At 60.5% G+C, this 19,411-nt stretch carries 14 protein-coding genes; 6 read left to right on the top strand and 8 right to left on the bottom strand.

Annotated elements, in window-relative coordinates; genetic code table 11:
* The first annotated feature begins 513 nt into the window (after window positions 1-513).
* Window positions 514-1,527 (top strand): endonuclease/exonuclease/phosphatase family protein, encoded by a 1,014-nt coding sequence (locus tag ACIQWS_RS05075; RefSeq protein WP_403171068.1) that lies wholly within the window; start codon window positions 514-516, stop codon window positions 1,525-1,527.
* On the opposite strand, the gene ACIQWS_RS05070 is transcribed toward ACIQWS_RS05075, so the two are convergent.
* Together ACIQWS_RS05070 and ACIQWS_RS05065 are read right to left on the bottom strand one after the other, a co-directional pair.
* Window positions 1,528-1,833, bottom strand: coding sequence for an NIPSNAP family protein (locus tag ACIQWS_RS05070; RefSeq protein ID WP_403171063.1), 306 nt, complete (start codon window positions 1,831-1,833; stop codon window positions 1,528-1,530).
* A gap of 95 nt (window positions 1,834-1,928) precedes the next feature.
* On the bottom strand, window positions 1,929-3,596 hold the full coding sequence (locus tag ACIQWS_RS05065; protein WP_403171059.1) for an electron transfer flavoprotein-ubiquinone oxidoreductase: 1,668 nt from the start codon (window positions 3,594-3,596) through the stop codon (window positions 1,929-1,931).
* 533 nt (window positions 3,597-4,129) lie between these two features.
* On the opposite strand from ACIQWS_RS05065, the gene ACIQWS_RS05060 reads away from it, so the two are divergent.
* The 3 genes from ACIQWS_RS05060 (at window position 4,130) to ACIQWS_RS05050 (ending at window position 6,981) form a co-directional block, all read left to right on the top strand.
* Entirely contained in the window at window positions 4,130-4,729 is a 600-nt protein-coding gene (locus ACIQWS_RS05060; protein ID WP_403171054.1) for a hypothetical protein, read from the top strand.
* A 71-nt stretch (window positions 4,730-4,800) separates the two neighbouring features.
* Window positions 4,801-5,631 (top strand): uracil-DNA glycosylase family protein, encoded by an 831-nt coding sequence (locus ACIQWS_RS05055; RefSeq protein WP_403171051.1) that lies wholly within the window; start codon window positions 4,801-4,803, stop codon window positions 5,629-5,631.
* Between the two features lie 102 nt (window positions 5,632-5,733).
* Window positions 5,734-6,981: an MFS transporter gene (locus ACIQWS_RS05050; RefSeq protein WP_346305346.1), complete on the top strand. Its 1,248-nt coding sequence runs from the start codon at window positions 5,734-5,736 to the stop codon at window positions 6,979-6,981.
* A 15-nt stretch (window positions 6,982-6,996) separates the two neighbouring features.
* Here the strand turns inward: ACIQWS_RS05050 and ACIQWS_RS05045 are convergent, their stop codons facing one another.
* Complete coding sequence (locus ACIQWS_RS05045; protein WP_403177502.1) at window positions 6,997-7,911, bottom strand: DMT family transporter; 915 nt, start codon at window positions 7,909-7,911, stop codon at window positions 6,997-6,999.
* A 292-nt stretch (window positions 7,912-8,203) separates the two neighbouring features.
* Between ACIQWS_RS05045 and pepN the strand changes: the two genes are divergently transcribed.
* Window positions 8,204-10,849: an aminopeptidase N gene (gene pepN / locus ACIQWS_RS05040; protein ID WP_403171043.1), complete on the top strand. Its 2,646-nt coding sequence runs from the start codon at window positions 8,204-8,206 to the stop codon at window positions 10,847-10,849.
* 302 nt (window positions 10,850-11,151) lie between these two features.
* Window positions 11,152-13,497 (top strand): PAS domain-containing sensor histidine kinase, encoded by a 2,346-nt coding sequence (locus ACIQWS_RS05035; protein ID WP_403171040.1) that lies wholly within the window; start codon window positions 11,152-11,154, stop codon window positions 13,495-13,497.
* 14 nt (window positions 13,498-13,511) lie between these two features.
* Here the strand turns inward: ACIQWS_RS05035 and ACIQWS_RS05030 are convergent, their stop codons facing one another.
* Genes ACIQWS_RS05030 through ACIQWS_RS05010 form a run of 5 tightly spaced genes read right to left on the bottom strand, consistent with a single transcriptional unit; the run spans window position 13,512 to window position 19,337 of the window.
* Window positions 13,512-13,880 (bottom strand): helix-turn-helix domain-containing protein, encoded by a 369-nt coding sequence (locus ACIQWS_RS05030; RefSeq protein WP_403171036.1) that lies wholly within the window; start codon window positions 13,878-13,880, stop codon window positions 13,512-13,514.
* A 4-nt stretch (window positions 13,881-13,884) separates the two neighbouring features.
* Window positions 13,885-14,232 carry a type II toxin-antitoxin system RelE/ParE family toxin gene (locus tag ACIQWS_RS05025; RefSeq protein WP_403171033.1) on the bottom strand — a complete coding sequence of 116 codons (348 nt, stop codon included), beginning with the start codon at window positions 14,230-14,232 and terminating at the stop codon, window positions 13,885-13,887.
* 49 nt (window positions 14,233-14,281) lie between these two features.
* Window positions 14,282-17,254 carry a bifunctional [glutamine synthetase] adenylyltransferase/[glutamine synthetase]-adenylyl-L-tyrosine phosphorylase gene (locus ACIQWS_RS05020; protein ID WP_403171030.1) on the bottom strand — a complete coding sequence of 991 codons (2,973 nt, stop codon included), beginning with the start codon at window positions 17,252-17,254 and terminating at the stop codon, window positions 14,282-14,284.
* On the bottom strand, window positions 17,251-18,654 hold the full coding sequence (locus tag ACIQWS_RS05015; RefSeq protein ID WP_346307424.1) for a HAMP domain-containing sensor histidine kinase: 1,404 nt from the start codon (window positions 18,652-18,654) through the stop codon (window positions 17,251-17,253). The genes ACIQWS_RS05020 and ACIQWS_RS05015 overlap by 4 nt, the downstream gene beginning before the upstream one ends.
* The gene (locus tag ACIQWS_RS05010; protein ID WP_346307423.1) at window positions 18,651-19,337 is read right to left on the bottom strand and encodes a response regulator transcription factor; all 687 of its coding nucleotides are present in this window, start codon (window positions 19,335-19,337) and stop codon (window positions 18,651-18,653) included. The genes ACIQWS_RS05015 and ACIQWS_RS05010 overlap by 4 nt, the downstream gene beginning before the upstream one ends.
* Between the last annotated feature and the right edge of the window lie 74 nt (window positions 19,338-19,411).

The following is a 19,411-nucleotide window of genomic DNA, read 5'->3' as shown; positions in this document are numbered from 1 at the left end:
ATGCTGAGAAGCTCTGCATTTCACGGTTGTTTCATCCGACGATTTGAGCCAATCCGCAGTCCGCCCGGGGAAAATCGGCTTGGAAATTGGGACAGAATGCCGTATTCTTCTGGAGTGGAGACGGGCTTTCGCCCACCTCCTTTTTCTAGATAGTGAATTGAACCCGGAGCGTGACTTGCCAGCCAGTCCGGGTTCTTTTCACTTCCAGTGTGATGCTCAGTGGCAGATACCACATCGCGTCACCTCCAGTTTTGAGAGCAAGGCCATTGCCATGGTCGGGAGGCCCATCGTCCCGATGCACCGGCTGGCTCGATGCATACTGCTTCGCTCTCAAATGCCTGAGTGATGGACACCTTTGCAAATCCCGCGAAAACAGCAACGAATGCAGAGTTGAATGTTGAAGACGGTCTGCATTTCGAGGTTGCGGCGATGGCTCATCGCTGAATGAGCGGAGAACGCGATCTGACATTCCGCATCTTGATTGCGTCGCAATTGACCGTTTAATGCGTGACCATGACAACAACGACAAAATCATCCTGGGTGAAGCTCGCGGCCGTGCTTGTACCGGTCCTGCTGTCGGTACCGCTTGTGCTCGGATTTTTCGGTTCCGTGCATCCGGCTTTCGATGCATTCGCGCACTTCCGCATGCACCTCGCCGCGCTCATGATCCTCACGGCACTGCCAGCCCTTTTCATGGGGTTGTGGCGGGAAAGCCTGATGACCATCATTCTGGCGGTCATGGCCCTGTCGACAGTGCTGGCCCCTGCTCCCGCGCCCGCATCAGCCGGAACGCCGCTAGCCGCCGCGCCATCCGGCCAGCCGCAATACACACTGCTGCAGTTGAACCTCCGCTTTGACAATGCCGACCAGACGGAGGTTATCCGACTGATTGCGCAGCAGAGCCCCGACGTCATCACCCTGCAGGAGGTTTCGGACAGCTGGCGGGCGAAGCTCGCGGCGATCGAAGCGCGGTATCCCTACAATCTCTACTGCCCCAGCAGCAAACGCATCGGCGGCGTGGCGATCCTCTCCCGCCGCCCGTTTGCGCTGGGCACGACGCCGCAATGCATCGGCAACGCTCTTGCCGGCCTCGCCCGGATTGATTTCGGTGGCCGCACCGCATTGGTTGCCGCCCTGCACCTGGACTGGCCCTGGCCGTTTGCGCAACCTGACAATGTTGAGGAAATGCGTGCCTATTTCGAACGGCTGCAGGGGCCGATGATTGTCGCCGGTGACTTCAATGCCGCGCCATGGAGCCAAACCGTTCGCCAGATCGCGGCGGCAAGCAAAACCATGCCGGTGGATGGATTGCGCCCGAGCTGGCTGATCAACGGCACGCTGGCAAAAGCGGCCAGATGGATCGGCCTGCCGCTTGATCATATTCTCGTCTCAAGCCGCATATCGGGCGCAAGCGTCGAAACGCTCGGGCCCGTCGGCTCGGATCACCTGCCGCTGCTCCTGCGGTTTGCAATCGATGCGGCAGCCGATGACGGTCCGGATCTGCAGACCGTGATGCTGACGCAGTGATTATTCGAATACCGGCCTCAGGAAACTGCGCTCGTAGCTGACGATGCTGCGATTGTGTTTTTCCATTTCAAACACCGTCTGGCATTCGGGGTCTTTCGCCATGCGCTGCCGGTATGTTTCATAGTCAGCAAGACTGGGAAAGCTGAACATCGCATAGGCGATGTTGCTTGCCCCTTCGCTCGGCAGGAAATAGCCGTGATGGTTTCCGCCCAGCCGATTGACGAGCGCGATCCAACGGCGGCCATAGTCCTCGAATTCGGCAAGCTTGTAAGGATCGATGACATATTTGAGATAGCAGGTGATCACGGGCAAACTCCGGTACAGGTCGGTTGATCGACAAAAGACGCGAGCTTTCACCCGGGCTTCAATCGGAAAAAAGCCCGGATCAACCGGGCTTTTCATCACATGCTGGTATAGACAGGCCCCTCGCCGCCCTGCGGCGGCACCCAGTTGATGTTCTGGTTCGGGTCCTTGATATCGCAGGTCTTGCAGTGAACGCAGTTCTGGGCATTGATCACGAATTTCGGTCCGGTGCTTTCCTCGACCCATTCATAAACGCCCGCCGGGCAATAGCGTGTCGATGGCCCCGCAAAGACATCGTGTTCCGACGATTTCTGCAGTGCCGGATCCTTGACGATGAGGTGGACCGGTTCGTTTTCCTCGTGGTTGGTGTTCGACAGGAACACCGAGGACAGGCGGTCGAAGGTCAAGACGCCATCGGGCTTGGGATAGGCGATCGGCTTGTGCTTGGCCGCCGGTTCCAGCGATGCCGCGTCGGACTTGCCATGCTTCCACGTGCCGAAGGGCGACCAGCCGCCGAAAATCGTGTTCAGCCACATGTCGATGCCGCCAAGCACCACGCCGCCGACGGTGCCGAGTTTCGACCACATCGGTTTGACGTTGCGCACCCGCTTCAGGTCCTTGCCGATCTCGCTGGTGCGCCAGGCGTTTTCGTAGGAGATGAGTTCGTCATTGGCGCGTCCCGCAGCCAGTGCCGCCGCGGCATGTTCGGCCGCCAGCATGCCCGAGAGCATGGCATTGTGCGATCCCTTGATGCGCGGCACGTTGACAAAGCCCGCCGAACACCCGATCAGCACGCCGCCGGGGAAAGACAGTTTCGGCACCGACTGCCAGCCGCCTTCGGTAATGGCGCGCGCACCATAGCCAAGGCGCTTGCCGCCCTCGAACGTGCCGCGAATGGCCGGATGCGTCTTGAAGCGCTGGAATTCCTCGAACGGCGACAGATAGGGATTCTTGTAGTTGAGGTGCATGACGAAGCCGACCGCCACCGTATTGTCCTCGAGGTGATAGAGGAACGACCCGCCGCCCGTCTTCAGGTCGAGCGGCCAGCCGAAGGAATGTTGCACCAGGCCCAGCTTGTGCTTGGCCGGATCGATCTGCCAGAGCTCTTTCAGGCCGATACCGAATTTGGCCGGTTCCTTGCCTTCATCAAGCTTGAACTTGCCGATAAGCTGCTTGGCGAGCGAGCCGCGCGCGCCTTCGGCAATGAGTGTATATTTGCCGAGCAGCGCCATGCCGCGCGTATAGGCCGGACCGTGCGAACCATCCTTTTCGATGCCCATGTCGCCGGTAGCCACACCGATGACCGCACCGCTATCGTCATAGAGAACTTCGGAACCGGCAAATCCAGGATAAATCTCGACGCCCAGCTCATCCGCCTTGGTGCCGAGCCAGCGGCAGACATTCCCCAGCGAAACAATGAAATTGCCGTGATTGTTCATCAGCGGCGGCATGGCGAAATTCGGCAGGCGGACGGAGCCTGCCGGCCCCAGAACCAGAAAGTGATCCGCTGTCACCGGTGTCTTGAAGGGGTGTCCCTCCTCGTCCCGCCAGCCGGGCAAGAGCTTGTCGACGCCGATGGGATCGACCACCGCGCCGGAAAGAATATGGGCACCGACCTCGCCGCCCTTTTCCAGCACGACGACCGACAGTTCAGGATTGATCTGCTTGAGCCTGATCGCCGCTGACAGGCCCGATGGGCCGCCGCCGACAATCACGACATCAAACTCCATGCTCTCCCGCTCTGGAAGTTCGTTTGTCTCGCTCATGAAGTCCTCCTGAATGCTATGCCCCGCAAACACTTCGCCTGTGTTTTTCCCATTTGTAACGCAACAATAGCCGTATGACAGAGGCTAGCATCCATTCAAGATGCGGCCAATTGCCCTCATCTTACGACCATTTCCACAATTTATAATTTACCTTAACGTAAACGTCAATAATTTGGCCCTGTGTGTCGCGGAATTTCCAAAGCGCGGGAACAGGATGACGACTGTGACATCAAGGGCGTTTGGCGGTGTTTCTCGGGCGAGGTTGCACGGCCATTGTGCGTGGTTCGACACGCTCACCATGACGGAGAGTGACAGTTGCAGGGAGCCACATTCTGCAACATCGCAGATGAGCCCTGCAATCAAACCACCTTCCTCATGGTGAGCGTGTCGAACCACGCACCGCGCACCATGCCATCCGCTGGCAGGTCAACCCAGTTGCGCCTTTGCGCATTTCGTTCATACTCGCCTCCATTGACATGTCTCGCATAAAAAAACTGCTGGTGGATCGGGGATAACCAACAAGCGGGGACGGGATGAGATCACTCTGGATGATCTGGACAATGGGCAGTGTTCTGGCTGTCACCATGATTTTTACCCATTCTGCGGCGCAGGAGCAGAAAAAATGGACCGTTGGGCCCTATAGTTTTTCCGATGAAATGGGCGGGTTCAGTATCCGCTCGGTCAGCGGGACCGGCACAACCGAAGATCCGATCGTCATTACCGAAGAGCTGAATGATATCGTTCCGGTCACGCTCGTCATTCGCAACGCCGGCGTGGGGAAGCCAGGATTCGTGCCCCAGGGTTTTGGCCTGCTGTTCCATCTGCAGATCCGGGCCATCAATGGCAGCGGCCGTCCGTGGCAGGAGTTTTTCTTCGAATTGCAGTCATTGCTCGGGGAACCGAGCGACTATAGTGACGGGCTGTCCTTCTGCCAGCCCTGCGATGTGACCGGGATGATCCATTCCAATCTGTTTGCCGCCTACGACGACGATTTCGAGCCCTATGACCGCATGCTGTTTCATGATGGCAAGGTAGATCCAAAGGCAAATGTGAGCATGGATTTCCCGATCGGCGATTTTACGCCCAAGCGCATCTTTTATCTGGTGCAGGAGCCGCGCATTCCCTCCACCTGACCTTGCAATCACGCGCGCAATTTGCGACTTGAAGGAGAGACCCGCTCCAATCCGGGTTCAAGGATCAGCCATTGCCCGACCTGCGTGAACTCTTGCACTTTTATGCCGAAGCCGGTGCCGACACACCGCTTGAGGACGCGCCGGTCGACCGCTTTACCGCAGTGGAGCCCGCACGCAAGCCTGTTCAGCCGCCCGCAGCAACGCGCCAGGCAGTACCGCAGGTCGAGCGGCCGCGACCGGAGCCGCAACCGGTGGCAGCGCCGGCCTTGAACAAGACCTCCGTCCCCGACGACACCAAGATTGCGTTGGCGCGGCAGCTCGCCTCGAGCGCCACCACGCTTGAACAGTTGCGCGAGCAGCTTGCATCCTTCGATGGCTGCAATCTGAAATTCACTGCCAAGAACCTGGTCTTTGCCGACGGCAATCCGCACGCCCCCATCATGTTCGTCGGCGAGGCACCGGGACGCGAAGAGGATCTGGAAGGCGTGCCGTTCATCGGCCGTTCCGGGCAGTTGCTCGACCGGATGCTCAGCGCCATCGGCCTTGACCGTACCGGCGTCTACATCGCCAACACCATTCCCTGGCGCCCGCCGGGCAACCGCACGCCGACGCCGCTGGAAACCGAGATCTGCCGCCCCTTCTTCGAACGGCAGATCGAACTTGCCGGCCCCAAACTGCTGGTTGCCCTCGGCGGCCCCGCTGCCAAGGCGTTGACGCATGCACCGGAAGGCATTTTACGGCTGCGCGGCAATTGGAAAACCCACCGCACCGCGGCAGGGATCGACATCCCGGTCATGCCGACGCTGCATCCGGCCTATCTCCTGCGCAATTCAGCCCAGAAGCGCTTTGCCTGGCGTGATTTCATTGCCGCCAAAATACAGTTGCGCGCCCTCACGCAATAATTCATATGCCATGGCGCAAAACTGGAATGACAGTGTCGTAATTTCCGGCTCTGAAGCCCGGTGAAACCTGTACTTTCCGGTGCAGAAACGCAGGGTCCCCATATGTTTCGCCAGCTCTTGCCGATTGCGGCACTGTTGACCAGCACCTTCCTGATGCTGACCGCCGGCGGTTTGGCAGGCATTCTGCTGCCGTTGCGCGCGGGAATAGAAGGCTGGTCGCCGACCACGGTCGGCTGGCTTGGCACGGGCTATGCCCTCGCCTTCACCGGTGGCTGCATTGTCGTTCCGCGTCTGGTGCGCCGCGTCGGCCATGTCCGCGTCTTTGCCGTTCTCCTGACCCTGCTCAGCATGTCGATGCTGCTGCACGGGCTCATCATCGACCCGTGGGCCTGGACCCTGTTCCGGGCGCTTGCCGGTTTCTCGCTGGCCGGCAGCTACATGGTGATTGAAAGCTGGCTGAACGAGCGCGTGACCAACGCCACGCGCGGCATGGTGTTTTCAATCTACATGATCGTATCGATGATCGGCCTGCTGGTCGGGCAATACATCCTGCCGTTCGGCAATCCGGCGACACAGGCGCTGTTCATGATCGGCGCGCTGATCTATGCCGCAGCCCTCGTGCCAACCGGGCTTTCCAATGCCCAGTCGCCGCGCCCGCTGACCGAGGTTTCGCTCGACCTGCCCGGCCTCTACCGCAAATCGCCCGCTGCCATGATCGGCTCGCTGATTGCCGGTATCATAGCGGGCGCGTGGAATTTCCTCTCGGCGATCTATGGCCGCGAAATCGGCCTTTCCACCTTCGACATCGCCACGATGATTGCCAGCGCCATGATCGGCGGCGCCATCTTCCAGTATCCCATCGGGCGCATCTCCGACTTTGTCGACCGGCGCTATGTGATGGTGGTGGCCGGTATTGTCGGCGTCCTGCTGTCCGTGACGATGATCATCGTGCAGCCTGTTACCCCCTGGGTCATCTATTCCCTGATGTTCGCCTTCGGCACGGTGCTGTTTCCGATCTATTCGCTCAACGTCGCCCATGCCAATGATTTTGCCGAGCCGAGCGAATTCGTCAAAGTCTCGAGCGGGCTGCTGATCGTCTACGGCATCGGCAGCATGATCGGCCCGCAGATTGCCGGGCGGCTGATGGATGTCACCGGTCCCGCCGGATTCTTCATGACCATGGCGGGCTGCTACGCGGCCTACGGTTCCTACGCCTTCTGGCGCAGCCTGCGCCGGGCCCGGCAGGTGCCGTCGGAACGGCCGGACTTCGTCTACCGCGCGCCGGACAGGCCGCAGACACCGGAAACGCTGCAGCTCAATCCGGCCATCAGCGCGGCCAAGGACGACTAGGGTCAGGACCCTTAGTCAGCCCTGTGGCGTCGAGGCCTTGCGCGCCCTCGCCCGGGCAAGCCCGAGCTGGCGCTCGCGATAGATGATGAAGATGCCGGCGCTGATGACGATGACTGCACCCGTCATCATTTCGCTGGACGGAATATCGCCGAACAGCATGTAGCCGATGACCAGGCCGAGCAGCATCGACGTATATTCAAACGGCGCGATGGTCGACATGTCAGCGTGCCGGTAGCTCTCGGTCAGAAGGATTTGCGCCACGCCGCCGGCAATACCGGCCATGACCAGCAATGTCGCCTGCATCGGCGTGGGCCAGACCCAGCCGAAAGGCAGGCTGACCAGCGCGATGACGCTCGAGGCAATCGAGAAGTAAACGACGATGGTCGGGGTGCGCTCGGTCTGGACCAGACGCCGCACCAGCAGCATGGCGATGGCCGCAAGCCCCGCCCCGCAAAGAGTGGCGAGTGCACCGATTGCCTCTTCACCGCCGAATTCGCTTTGACCGGTGAAGAACGTCATGCGCGGCCAGAGAATGATCAGCACGCCGATGAGCCCGACAAACACAGCGCTCCAGCGGTAAAGCCGCACGGTCTCGCGCAGGAACACCGCGCTGCACAACACGGTCAGCAAGGGCGTGGCATAGCTGAGGGCAATCGCTTCCGGCAATGGCAGCTTGGTAAGGCCGTAGAAACTGGCACTCATGGCGCTGACGCCGACAAAACCGCGCCAGAAGTGGCTGAAAGGCTCGTTGGTCTTGAACGCGACATTCAGCTGGCCCTGCCACGCGATGAACACGATAACCGGAAAGATGGCGAAGAAGGAGCGGAAGAACACCAGCTGTCCTGCGGGGATGCCATCCGATGCTTTCAGCAGGCTGGACATGCAGACGAAGACGCAGACCGAAGCGACCTTGAGGCCAATTCCGAGCATGACATTGGTGCTGCGCACCTTATCCGTGAGGGGCGGTCCACCGTCTTTCTGGTGAACGATAGTTGTCACGACTGGTATTCCTTGAGGGAGCGAACGGAGAGAAACAGAATTGATATATCTGTATAGGTTACTTTGACGAATCCTTCCAGATACCAATGCGATCACGTTGCATGTTCCAAGCACATACGGAAGTGAACAAAAGCAACGGCATACGCGGAAAAAACCGGCTGCTTTGTTGTATGCCGGGGCAAACACGGCTACGGTCCGGCACCACAAAAAGGACAGTTTCCCAATGCGTACCGATACCGGCCAGATCTTTCATCTTGAAGATTACAAGCCAACCGATTTTCTTATTCCTGAAACCCACCTTGAATTCTCGCTCCATCCCGAGCGCACCATCGTCAAGTCGACACTGCATATCGAACGCCGGCCGGGCGTTGCCGCCGATGCACCGCTTGTCCTTGACGGCGACGAACTCACACTCATCGACATCAGCATCGACGGCGTCGCATTGGGCGACAATGCCTATGTCGCAACGCCCGATCGCCTTGAAATCAGCGCCCTGCCCGACAGCGGCACGTTCAAGCTGCAGATCACCACGGAAGTCAATCCGACCACCAACCGCCAGTTGACCGGCCTCTACCGGTCCAGTGGCGTCTACTGCACCCAGTGCGAAGCGGAAGGTTTTCGCCGCATCACCTATTTCTACGACCGCCCTGACCTTCTGTCTGTCTATACGGTCCGCGTCGAAGCCGATGCCGTGGAAGCGCCGCTGCTTCTGGCCAACGGCAATCCGGGCGAAAAGGGTGTCCTGGCCGATGGAAGACATTTTGCCGTCTGGCACGATCCCCATCCCAAGCCTGCCTACCTCTTTGCGCTCGTGGCGGGCGATCTCGGGGTCATCGCCGACAGTTTCACCACCGCCTCGGGCCGCCCCGTCGATCTCGGCATCTATGTCGAGCACGGCAAGGAGCCCCGCGCGCTCTATGCCATGGATGCGCTGAAGCGTTCGATGAAATGGGACGAGGATGTTTTCGGCCGCGAATATGATCTCGACGTCTTCAACGTCGTTGCTGTCTCCGATTTCAACATGGGCGCGATGGAGAACAAGGGGCTCAACGTCTTCAACGACAAATATGTGCTTGCCGACCACGAGACCGCGACCGATATCGACTATGCCGGCATCGAGGCGGTGATCGCCCACGAATATTTCCACAACTGGACGGGCAACCGCATCACCTGCCGCGACTGGTTCCAGCTGTGCCTGAAGGAAGGCCTGACGGTTTTCCGCGATCACGAGTTTTCCGCCGACATGCGCTCGCGCGCCGTCAAGCGCATTGCCGAGGTCAAGGGTCTCAAAGCCCACCAGTTCCCGGAAGATGCCGGCCCCCTCGCCCATCCCGTGCGCCCGCGCCAGTTCCGCGAGATCAACAATTTCTACACGGCAACCGTCTATGAAAAGGGCTCGGAAGTCGTGCGCATGATCCGCACCATTCTCGGCGCCGACCTCTTCCGCAAGGGGATGGATCTGTATTTCGAGCGTCATGACGGCGATGCGGCGACAATCGAGGACTTCATCAAGGTGTTCGAGGAGGCGTCCGGTGAGGATTTGAGCCAGTTTGCCCTGTGGTATGATCAGGCGGGCACGCCCAACCTTGCCGTCACCTATGATTACGATCAGGCGACGCAGACCTTTGAAATCGAGATCGAACAGTCGCTGAAGGCCACCCCCGGACAATCGTCGAAGAAGCCCATGCACATTCCCGTGCAGTTTGCCCTGCTGGGCGCCAAGGGGCGTGAGCTGAGGCCGAAATCCGTCAAGGGCGGAACGGTCAAGGGCGATGTCATCCACCTGTTCAAGCGCAAGGAACGGCTGAGCTTTTCCGGCATCACCGAACGGCCGGTGCCCTCCCTCTTGCGCGGTTTCTCCGCTCCGGTCACCATGACCAGCGAACTCACCCGCTCCGATCTGACGTTCCTTGCCCGTCACGACGGCGATGCCGTCAACCGCTGGCAGGCACTGACGCAGCTGCTGACGGCGAAACTGACCAGCAATGCCAAGCGCGTGCGCGGCGGCAAATCCGCCACCATTGAAAGCTCGTCGATCAAGCTTCTCGGAGAAATCGCCTTCAACAGCAATCTGGACGAAGCCTTCCGGGCGCTGTGCCTCGGCCTGCCGTCGGAAAGCGATATCGCCCGGGAACTCGGCAGCAATATCGACCCCGATGCGATTCTGGGCAGCCGCGAGGCGTTCATTCTTGCCGTTGCCGAAGCGCATGTCGCCAAATTCGATCAGCTGTATGACGATCTCGACCACAGCGGCCCGTTCAAGCCCGATGCGACAGGCGCCGGACGGCGCGCCTTGCGCAATGTGCTGCTCGATTATCTCAGCGCTGCCGACGGCAGCCCGAAACGCGCGACGGCCCAATTCAGCCATGCGGACAACATGACGGACCGCGTCGCGGCACTGGCGGTGCTCGTGCAGCGGTTCGGCGACAGCAGCCAGACGAAGAATGCGCTCAAGGCGTTCGAAGACCGCTTCGGCAATGATGCCCTCGTCATGGACAAATGGTTCATCGTCCAGGCGACCCAGCCGGGCGAAGGCGCTCTGGCCAGGGTGCGCTATCTGATGACTCACAAGCTGTTCTCGCTCGACAACCCCAACCGGACGCGCGGCCTGATCGGCGCCTTCTCCAGCGGCAACCAGACCGGGTTCAACCGTGCCGATGGCGAGGGTTACAGGTTCTTCGCCGAGACCATCCTGACCGTCGACAAGAAGAACCCGCAGCTTGCGGCGCGGCTCCTGACAGCCATGCGTTCCTGGCGCTCGTTCGAGGCGGTGCGGCGCGAGCATGCGCGCGAGGCCCTGGCCTCCATCGCCGTGGTCAAGGACCTCTCCGCCGACGTCAGCGACATCGTTCAAAGGACGCTTGCCTGAGCCTGCGTCGCACCGGTTTTGCCTGAAGATTCGGCTGTCTCTTCCCCGTTTTGATGCCCCGGCCGGTTATCCACCGGCCGGGGCATAGTTTTACCCCTCGCCGGCCTTTTCCGGACGTGGAGTCTTTTCAAAGGCTTAGTCGAATCGGCTGCAAAACTGATTCATGGCTGCCACAATGATTGCTAAATATTTAACAAAAGGACTGGACACACCGAATCAGTTTTGATTCACTACAGGTGCTTCGGATGTGCGGCGTGGCGAAGCAAATCACTGATTATACAGGCAATTGAGGGGGCCATTCGATGGCAAATGCGGACGCGTATCGCGCGCCGACGGGGAAGGATTATGCCGGAAAGCGGGAGACTGCGCGGGGGCGCACCCGTCTTTCCGGTCATATCAAACTTCTCGCTGACCCTGCCTACGGCAAGCTGCTGGCTGCCGAGCCTTACCTGCGTCGTGCCATTCCGCCGCTGATCATTATTTTCCTCATCATCCTCGCAACAGCCCGCGCGATGTCGCTCCTGTCCTGGCGCGACGATACGGAGCGGACGGCCCGCGCCACGCTGGCGCTGGCCGCGAACCACATGACGAGCATCATCGACAACCGGATGAAGGCCGGCCAGAAACTCGACAGCGGCGAGCTGCAGAACATCATCGCCGAGATGCGCTCCAACGACCTCATCCCGCACGGCATGTGGATCGCCATTGCCTCGGGTGAATCGAAGATTGTCGCCTCGTCGGATGGCGGCGACCGCTGGCGTGACAAGAATCTGGAAAGTTTTGTGACCGACGGTCAGCCGCTGTTCCTGTTCGGCGAGCGCGCCGGGGTGATGGAAGTGCGCATGAACGGCACGACGGGCCTTGCCGCGTTCAGCCGGACCGGCAGCGGCGGCTATTCCGTCTTCGTCATGCATCCAGTCGACGCGATCTTTGCCGAGTGGCGGCGGATGATATCCGTCAATGTCACGCTGTTCGCCGGAACCGCCGCGATCATGCTGGTGGTCCTCTACGCCTATTTCAGCCAGTCGGCGCGGGCGCAGGATGCCGATGCGCTCTACCAGCACACGCAGGCGCGGGTGGATACGGCGCTGGCACGCGGACGCTGCGGCCTGTGGGATTGGGACATGGCGCGCGGCCGGGTCTACTGGTCGCGGTCCATGTATGAAATGCTCGGCTATGAAGCCTATGACGCGATCCTGTCGCTCGGCGATATCTCGTCCATCATCCACGAGGATGATGACAAGCTTTACGGTCTGGCCGCGCAGGTGGCGGCGGGCGAGATCAGCCAGATCGACCGGGTGTTCCGCATGCGCCACGCCGAGGGTCACTGGGTCTGGATGCGGGTACGCGCGCAGGTTGCCGATGCCACCGTCGGCGACACGCATCTCGTCGGCGTTGCCGTCGACGTCAGCGAGCAGCACCGCTTTGCCCAGCAGACCGCACAGGCCGACCAGCGCATCCGCGAAGCCATCGAGAGCATTTCCGAAACCTTCGTTCTCTGGGATGCGGACAATCGCCTCGTCATGTCCAACAGCAAGTTCAACGAATATTCCGGCCTCGCCAATGAATGCCTGCTTCCCGGCATCGGCAGGGATGAACTGGAGCCGCGCATCCGTGCCGTTGCGTTCGAAAAGCGCATGGCCAATGAACATGGCCGTGCCGGCGCGCTGACCTTTGAACGGCAGCTGGCCGACGGTCGCTGGCTGCAGGTCAATGAACGGCGCACGCAGGATGGCGGGCTCGTTTCGGTGGGCACGGACATTACCCAATTGAAGGTGCACGAAGAGCGGCTGGTCGACAGCGAGCGCCGCTTGATGGCGACCATTCACGATCTCAGCCTTGCGCGCAAATCCGAAGTCGAGCGCACGCTCGAACTCACCGAACTCAACAGCAAATATGCGGTGGAGAAGGAACGCGCCGAGGCCGCCAACCGGGCGAAATCCGAATTCCTCGCCAACATGTCACACGAACTGCGCACGCCGCTCAACGCCATCATCGGCTTTTCCGAAATCATGCATTCCGGCACGTTCGGCCCGCTCGGTTCCGACCGCTACGAGGAATATGTGCACGACATCCACACCAGCGGCAATTACCTGCTCAACGTGATCAATGACATTCTCGACATGTCGAAGATCGAGGCCGGTCACTTCTCGCTCGACCGTGAAGAGATCGACCTTTGCCCGCTGATCAACGAGACGGTGCGCGTCGTCTCGCTGCAGGCGCTGAACAAGGACGTGAAGGTGGAAACAAAAATCGCCGACAGCGTCACGCTCAATGCCGACCGGCGGGCGATCAAGCAGATCCTGATCAACCTTCTGTCGAACGCCGTGAAATTCACCGATACGGGCGGACGCATCTCGGTGCGGGCGCGCAAGGTGTCGGGCGCGCTGGTGTTCACCATCGAGGATACGGGCTGCGGCATTCCGAAATCGGCGCTGAAGAAGATCGGCCAGCCGTTCGAACAGGTGGAAAACCAGTTCACCAAGACCCATACGGGTTCGGGCCTCGGGCTTGCCATTTCCCGCTCGCTGACCGAGCTGCATGGCGGCGCGCTGAAAATCCGCTCGACCGAGGGCGTCGGCACCATCGTCTCCGTGCGCATCCCCACCCGGACCATCGGCCCGGTGCGGGAGGAATGGCGGGTTTAGAACGCTCTATCGAATCAATGCGTTTCCATCTTGATGCGTGATTTGACCGGCTTGCCCGAACGCAGCGGAATTTCCGCATGGGTGCCGTCGGGAAAATCGGCAACAATCTTGAACGTACCACCAAGCCCCAGCACGTATTTTTCAAGCGTCTTCAGTTGCACATTTTCCATATGATTTTCGATCCGGGAGATTTCGCCCTGTTGCAAGCCGCTTGCCTCCGCGAGCGCAACCTGCGTCACATCGAGCGCCTTGCGGACTTCGGCAAGGTGCATGGCTTCGATGATGGCGTTCGCCCCGGCGTGAATTTTGTCCTGACGTGCCTCCGGCAGGGACTTGATCCGATCCGTTGCGGACTGAAATTCCGATTTCCTGAATTTTGTCATTGCCTCATTCCTCGGCTTCCAGCCACTCATCAAAACGCTTGTCCGCTTCCTTGATGAGGAGCTTGTAAAATCTCTTCTGGCTCACACCCTCCTTGTTGCCACCGATCAGAACCACCGCCTGCCGTTCGGCATCGAAGGCAAAAGCAAAGCGCCATATGCCTTTGATCGAGAAGCGGATTTCCTTCATGTTCTGGTGTTTCGAACCATAAAGCGTATCGACCAGCGGCCGCCCCAAGTGCGGTCCTATCTTCGCAAGAGCGATGAGCACTTCATCCAGCTTGTCTGCGACATCCGGATCGAGCAATTTTTGCTCTTTGGAAAAATCCGGATGTTCAAGAACTGTCCAACTCATGACTGAATATAGGCCGCAGCTTATATCAGTTCAAGCAGATATTTTCCGATCAGTTTTTCCGTTGGGCGTCGCGCAGCACCGCATTGAATGTCTTGCGGACCGCTTTGGCCGTGTCTTCCAGATGGGTTTCCACCCGCCCGAGATCGGGCAGATCGCAGGCGCGGCACAGGAGATCGCCGAGACCGGGCGGAAAGTCCTCGCGCCGCGTGTCGCTGTTCAGGCAAAGCCGGATGATCTGCGTCAGCTCCGTATAGAGATTGGCCGCGCCCACCAGCTGATCCGTCACGACAGGTTCGGCAAAACCGGCCTTGAGTTTTGTCAGCACTTCGGCTGTCGAATGGGCAATGATCGGACCTTCGACATTGCCGGTGAGCACGGCAAACTGGGCGATGAATTCCAGATCGATGATGCCGCCGGGAACCAGCTTCATGTCCCAGGCATCGCGCGGCGGCTTCTCCGTTTCCAGCAGTGTCCGCATGTCGGCCACGTCCTTGGCGATCTTTGCCGGGTCACGCGGCAGGCTGAGAATCTCGCTGATATCCGTCTCGATCTCGCCGAACAGCGCGGTATCGCCCGCCACGGGCCGCGCCCGGCTCAACGCCATGTGTTCCCAGGTCCAGGCTTCCGTGCGTTGATACTTACGGAAGGAATCGATATGCGTCGCCACCGGCCCCTTGTTGCCGGAGGGGCGCAGGCGGAAATCCACCTCGTAGAGAACGCCCTCCGCCGTAGGGGCGGAAAGCGCCGCGATCAGACGCTGGGTCAGCCGCATATAGTATTGCGATGGCGCCAGCTGCTTTTCGCCATCGGATTCCTCGGCATCCGCATCATGGTCATAGAGCAGGATGAGATCGATGTCGGAGCCTGCGGTCAGCTCGCGGCTGCCGAGCTTGCCCATGCCGAGAATGGCGATGCGCCCGCCGGACACGGTGCCGTGCTTGCTGGCGAATTCGTCGATCACCGCCTGCAACGCCCGGTCGATGACCAGATCGGCGAGATCGGAAAAGGCCTTGCCTGCCCGAATACCGTCAATGGCGCCGGTCAGAAGCCGGATACCGATGAGAAAGCGATGCTCGGCTGCAAAAATCCTCAGGCGGTCGAGAATATCCTCATAGACCTGGGCCGGCCCGAGAAAGTTTTCCAGCCGCTCGGCCAGATAGGCGCGGGTCGGAATATCGGCGAAGATCGCCGGATCGAGCATGCCGTCGAAGACATGCGGCTTGCGGGTGATGATATCGGCAAGGCGCGGCGCCGCGCCCATGATCAGGACGAGCAGATCAAGCAGCCGCGGGTTGGACTGCAAAAGGCTGAACAGCTGGATGCCGGCTGGCAGGCCTTTGATCATCTCATCGAAACGCATCAGCGCTTCGTCGGCGCGGCTTGTCGCGCCGAAGGCCTTGAGCAGCACGGGCGTGAGTTCAGTCAGGCGCTCGCGCGATTCCGCCGATTGGGTGGCGCGGTAACGGCCGAAATGCCAGGTGCGGATGACGCGGCAGATATCGCTCGGGCGTTCGAAGCCGAATTTTGCCAGGGTTTCCAATGTATCGGGATCGTCGACATCGCCGGTGAACACCAGATTGCCGGCTTCGCCCGCCAGTTCCTGCGCCTGTTCGAACAGCGCCGCATAGTGCGTTTCGACGGTTTTCAGCGACTGGCGGAAATCGGCGGCAAAGGCGTCACCGTCGCGATAGCCCATCATGTGGGCCACCCGCAGGAAATTCTCATCGTCTTCCGGCAGCATATGGGTCTGCTCGTCGGCGATCATCTGGATGCGGTGCTCCACATCGCGCAGAAAACCGTATTTCTCCACCAGCGTGTCGCGTGTCTCCGCACTGATCCAGCCAAGGCCGTTGAGCGCCGCCAGCATGTCCACCGTGCGCGAGCCGCGCAGCTGCGGAAAACGGCCACCGGCAATCAGTTGCTGGGTCTGCACGAAGAACTCGATTTCGCGAATGCCGCCCCGGCCAAGCTTGACGTTGTGCCCACGCACGGCAATTTCGCCATGACCCTTATGGGCATGGATTTGCCGCTTGATCGAATGCACGTCGGCAATGGCGGCATAGTCGAGATATTTGCGCCAGACATAGGGCGCAAGCTCCGCCAGCACCTGCCTGCCCGCAGCGATATCGCCGGCGACGGGCCGCGCCTTGATCATGGCGGCACGTTCCCAGTTCTGGCCGCGCCCTTCATAATAATTGAGCGCAGCGCCGACGGGAATTGCCAGCGGGGTTGATCCGGGATCCGGGCGCAGGCGCAGATCGGTGCGGAAGACATAGCCGTCGGCGGTGCGGTCCTGCAGGATGCGCACGAGGCGCCGTGTCAGCCGCGAGAAAGTCTCGATGCATTCATAGGGGTCGGGAATGGCCGGGCTGTGCTCGTCGATGAAGACGATCAGGTCGATATCGGAGGAATAGTTCAGTTCGAACGCGCCGAACTTGCCCATGGCAAGGATGATCCAGCCGCACTGCTTTTCCGGGTGTTCCGGGTCCGGAAGCGTGAGTTTGCCGGACTCGTGCGCATCGCGCAGCAGGAACCGCACGGCCGCCCGCACGCTTTCTTCCGCCAGCCGCGACAGCCAGCGGGTTGTTTCTGCCGTATCGAACACGCCGGAAAGATCGCCCAGCGCGATCAGCACATGCCCCTCCAGCTTCAGCTGGCGCAGGACAGCCATGATGCCGGTTTCGGTAATATTCTCGGCTTCCGAGCTTGCCGCCACGCTCTGCATGAGCGCGTCCAGACGCTGTGCCAGCGGCATGGCGAACAGCGGTTCCAGGATGGCAGGGCGGCGGATGAAGACCGTGCGCAGATAGGGCGAGAGGTCGAGGACAGCCGCGAGGAAGGCTGCCGCTTTTGCATTGCCCTTCACGCCAGCGGTGGCAGGGCATTCCTTCCCGGCGGCGCTGTCGGCAAGCTCGGCCAGAAAGGCGGCGCCCGCCTTCTTGTCCAGCGGTGTCAGCGGGCGCAGATCACGGACGAAAAACGCTGCATCATCAAGGCCGGATGCCCTGGTCCTGACATTCATTTGGTCTCCTCCCCCACCGGGAAAGCGAGCACAGCGCGCAGCCCCGGAGCATTGTCCTGCAATTCCAGAGTGCCACCGTGCAATTTCATCACCGCCTTGGCAAGACTGAGACCCAGTCCTGACCCCGGTTGCGAACGGCTTTCCTCCAGGCGCACGAAACGCTCCGTGGCCCGATCCACCTGATCGGGCGGGATGCCCGGGCCATTGTCCGTGACAATCACCCGGATCGTGTGATCCTGCTTTTCCACAGCGAGGGATATTTCCACCGGCTTTTCACCGCCGCCGGCATATTTGATGGCATTGTCGACCAGATTGGAGATGGTCTGCCCGACCAGTTCGCGGTTGATGCGGACCGGCGTTGCATCCTCCGCGCCGAGCACGAAACGGATGCCCGCCTCTTCGGCCGTGGGCTCGTACAGCTCATAGACGTCCTGCACGACCGTCGACAGTGGCAACAGCTCCATCGTCTCGGAGGAATAACCGGATTCCAGCCGCGAAATCATCAAAATGGCATTGAAGGTGCGGATCAGCTGGTCGGAATCGGCAATCATTCCGTCCAGCGCCGCCCGATAGGCCTTGGTGGTCGTGGCATTGGCAAGGGCGGATTCCGCCCGGTTGTGCATGCGGGTCAGCGGTGTCTTGAGGTCATGCGCGATATTGTCGGAGACGTGGCGCACCCCTTCGTTCAATTCCTGGATGCGCGCCAGCATGCCGTTGAGATTGGCGGCCAGACGGTCGAACTCATCGCCTGACCCGCTGACCGGCAGGCGTCCGGCGAGATCGCCGCCCATGATGCGCTGCGACGCGGCGGAAACCTCATCGATCCGGTGCAATGCGCGCCGCCCGACGAAAAACCAGATCAGAAACGCACCGATGCCCATGATGCCCAGCGCCGCGCCGAGCGAACGCCGGACCACGAGCCTGATCTTTTCCGGCTCGCCCAGATCGCGGCCGACCATGACGCGGATGCCATTGGGCATGACGATCACCCGCGCGATGGCGGTATGCACCTGCGGATCGCTGCTGGTTTCGCCGTAGCGTTCATAGGCAATCGGCCGCTCGATCCAGCCGTCGGTCTGCAGAACGCCCGCCTCGATGCTCTGCACATTGCCGGCGACGATGCGCCCGGCGGGATCGGCGACGAGATAGAGATAGGCGCCGGGCTGACGGCTGCGCCGGTCAACCGAACGCACAAGACCGGCAATGCCGGCGCGCTGATAGGACTGGCCGACGCTTTCGACCTCCTCGTTGACAGCGGCTTCAGTCTGGGATGTGAGAAGGTTGACGGAAAGACTGGTCATGTAGAAGACCAGCACGATGGCGCATACGGTAAAAAGCAGAAGATACAGCGCTGACAGCCGGACGGCTGTCATTTTCATCATGGCAAAAAATCGGCTCATGCATCGAGTCCGCCAGCCTTGAGCATATAGCCGGCGCCGCGCACCGTGTGCAGCAGGGGCGTGTCGAAACCCTTCTCGATCTTGCCGCGCAGGCGCGAGACATGCACGTCGATCACATTGGTCTGCGGGTCGAAATGATAATCCCAGACATGCTCAAGCAGCATGGTGCGGGTCACCACCTGACCGGAGTGACGCATCAGATACTCCAGCAGGCGGAATTCACGCGGCTGCAGGACAATGGCCTGCCCGGCGCGCTTGGCCGTGTGGGACAGGCGGTCGAGTTCCAGATCGCCGACCCGGTACATGGTTTCCGCCTCTTTCGGGCTGGAACGGCGCTGCAGCACTTCGATGCGCGCCAGCAATTCCGAGAATGCATAGGGTTTGGTGAGATAATCATCGCCGCCGGCGCGCAGGCCGGTTACCCGGTCATCCACCTGCCCCAGCGCGGAAAGAATAAGCGCCGGCGTGTCGATGCCCTGGGCGCGCAGGGCGGCGACAACGGACAGGCCGTCACGGCGCGGCAGCATGCGGTCAACGATCAGCGCATCATAGCTGCCCTGCTCCGCCAGCGTATAGCCGGTCTCGCCATCGCCTGCCAGATCGGCGGAGTGCCCGGCCTCGGCAAAGGCCTTTTCCAGATAACGGGCCGCTTCACGGTCATCTTCAATAACGAGAATCTTCATGACGTTCATTCTAAGCCGGTTTTGAGACAGAGGTAAGCACCATAGCAATGGCACCCTTTATGGCAAGCGGGCAG

This window comes from Phyllobacterium sp. NPDC097923, from assembly GCF_044760925.1.
GTDB lineage: Bacteria > Pseudomonadota > Alphaproteobacteria > Rhizobiales > Rhizobiaceae > Phyllobacterium > Phyllobacterium calauticae.
Note: the sequence above shows the minus strand (reverse complement) of the source record. Positions and strands in the feature narration are given on the sequence as shown.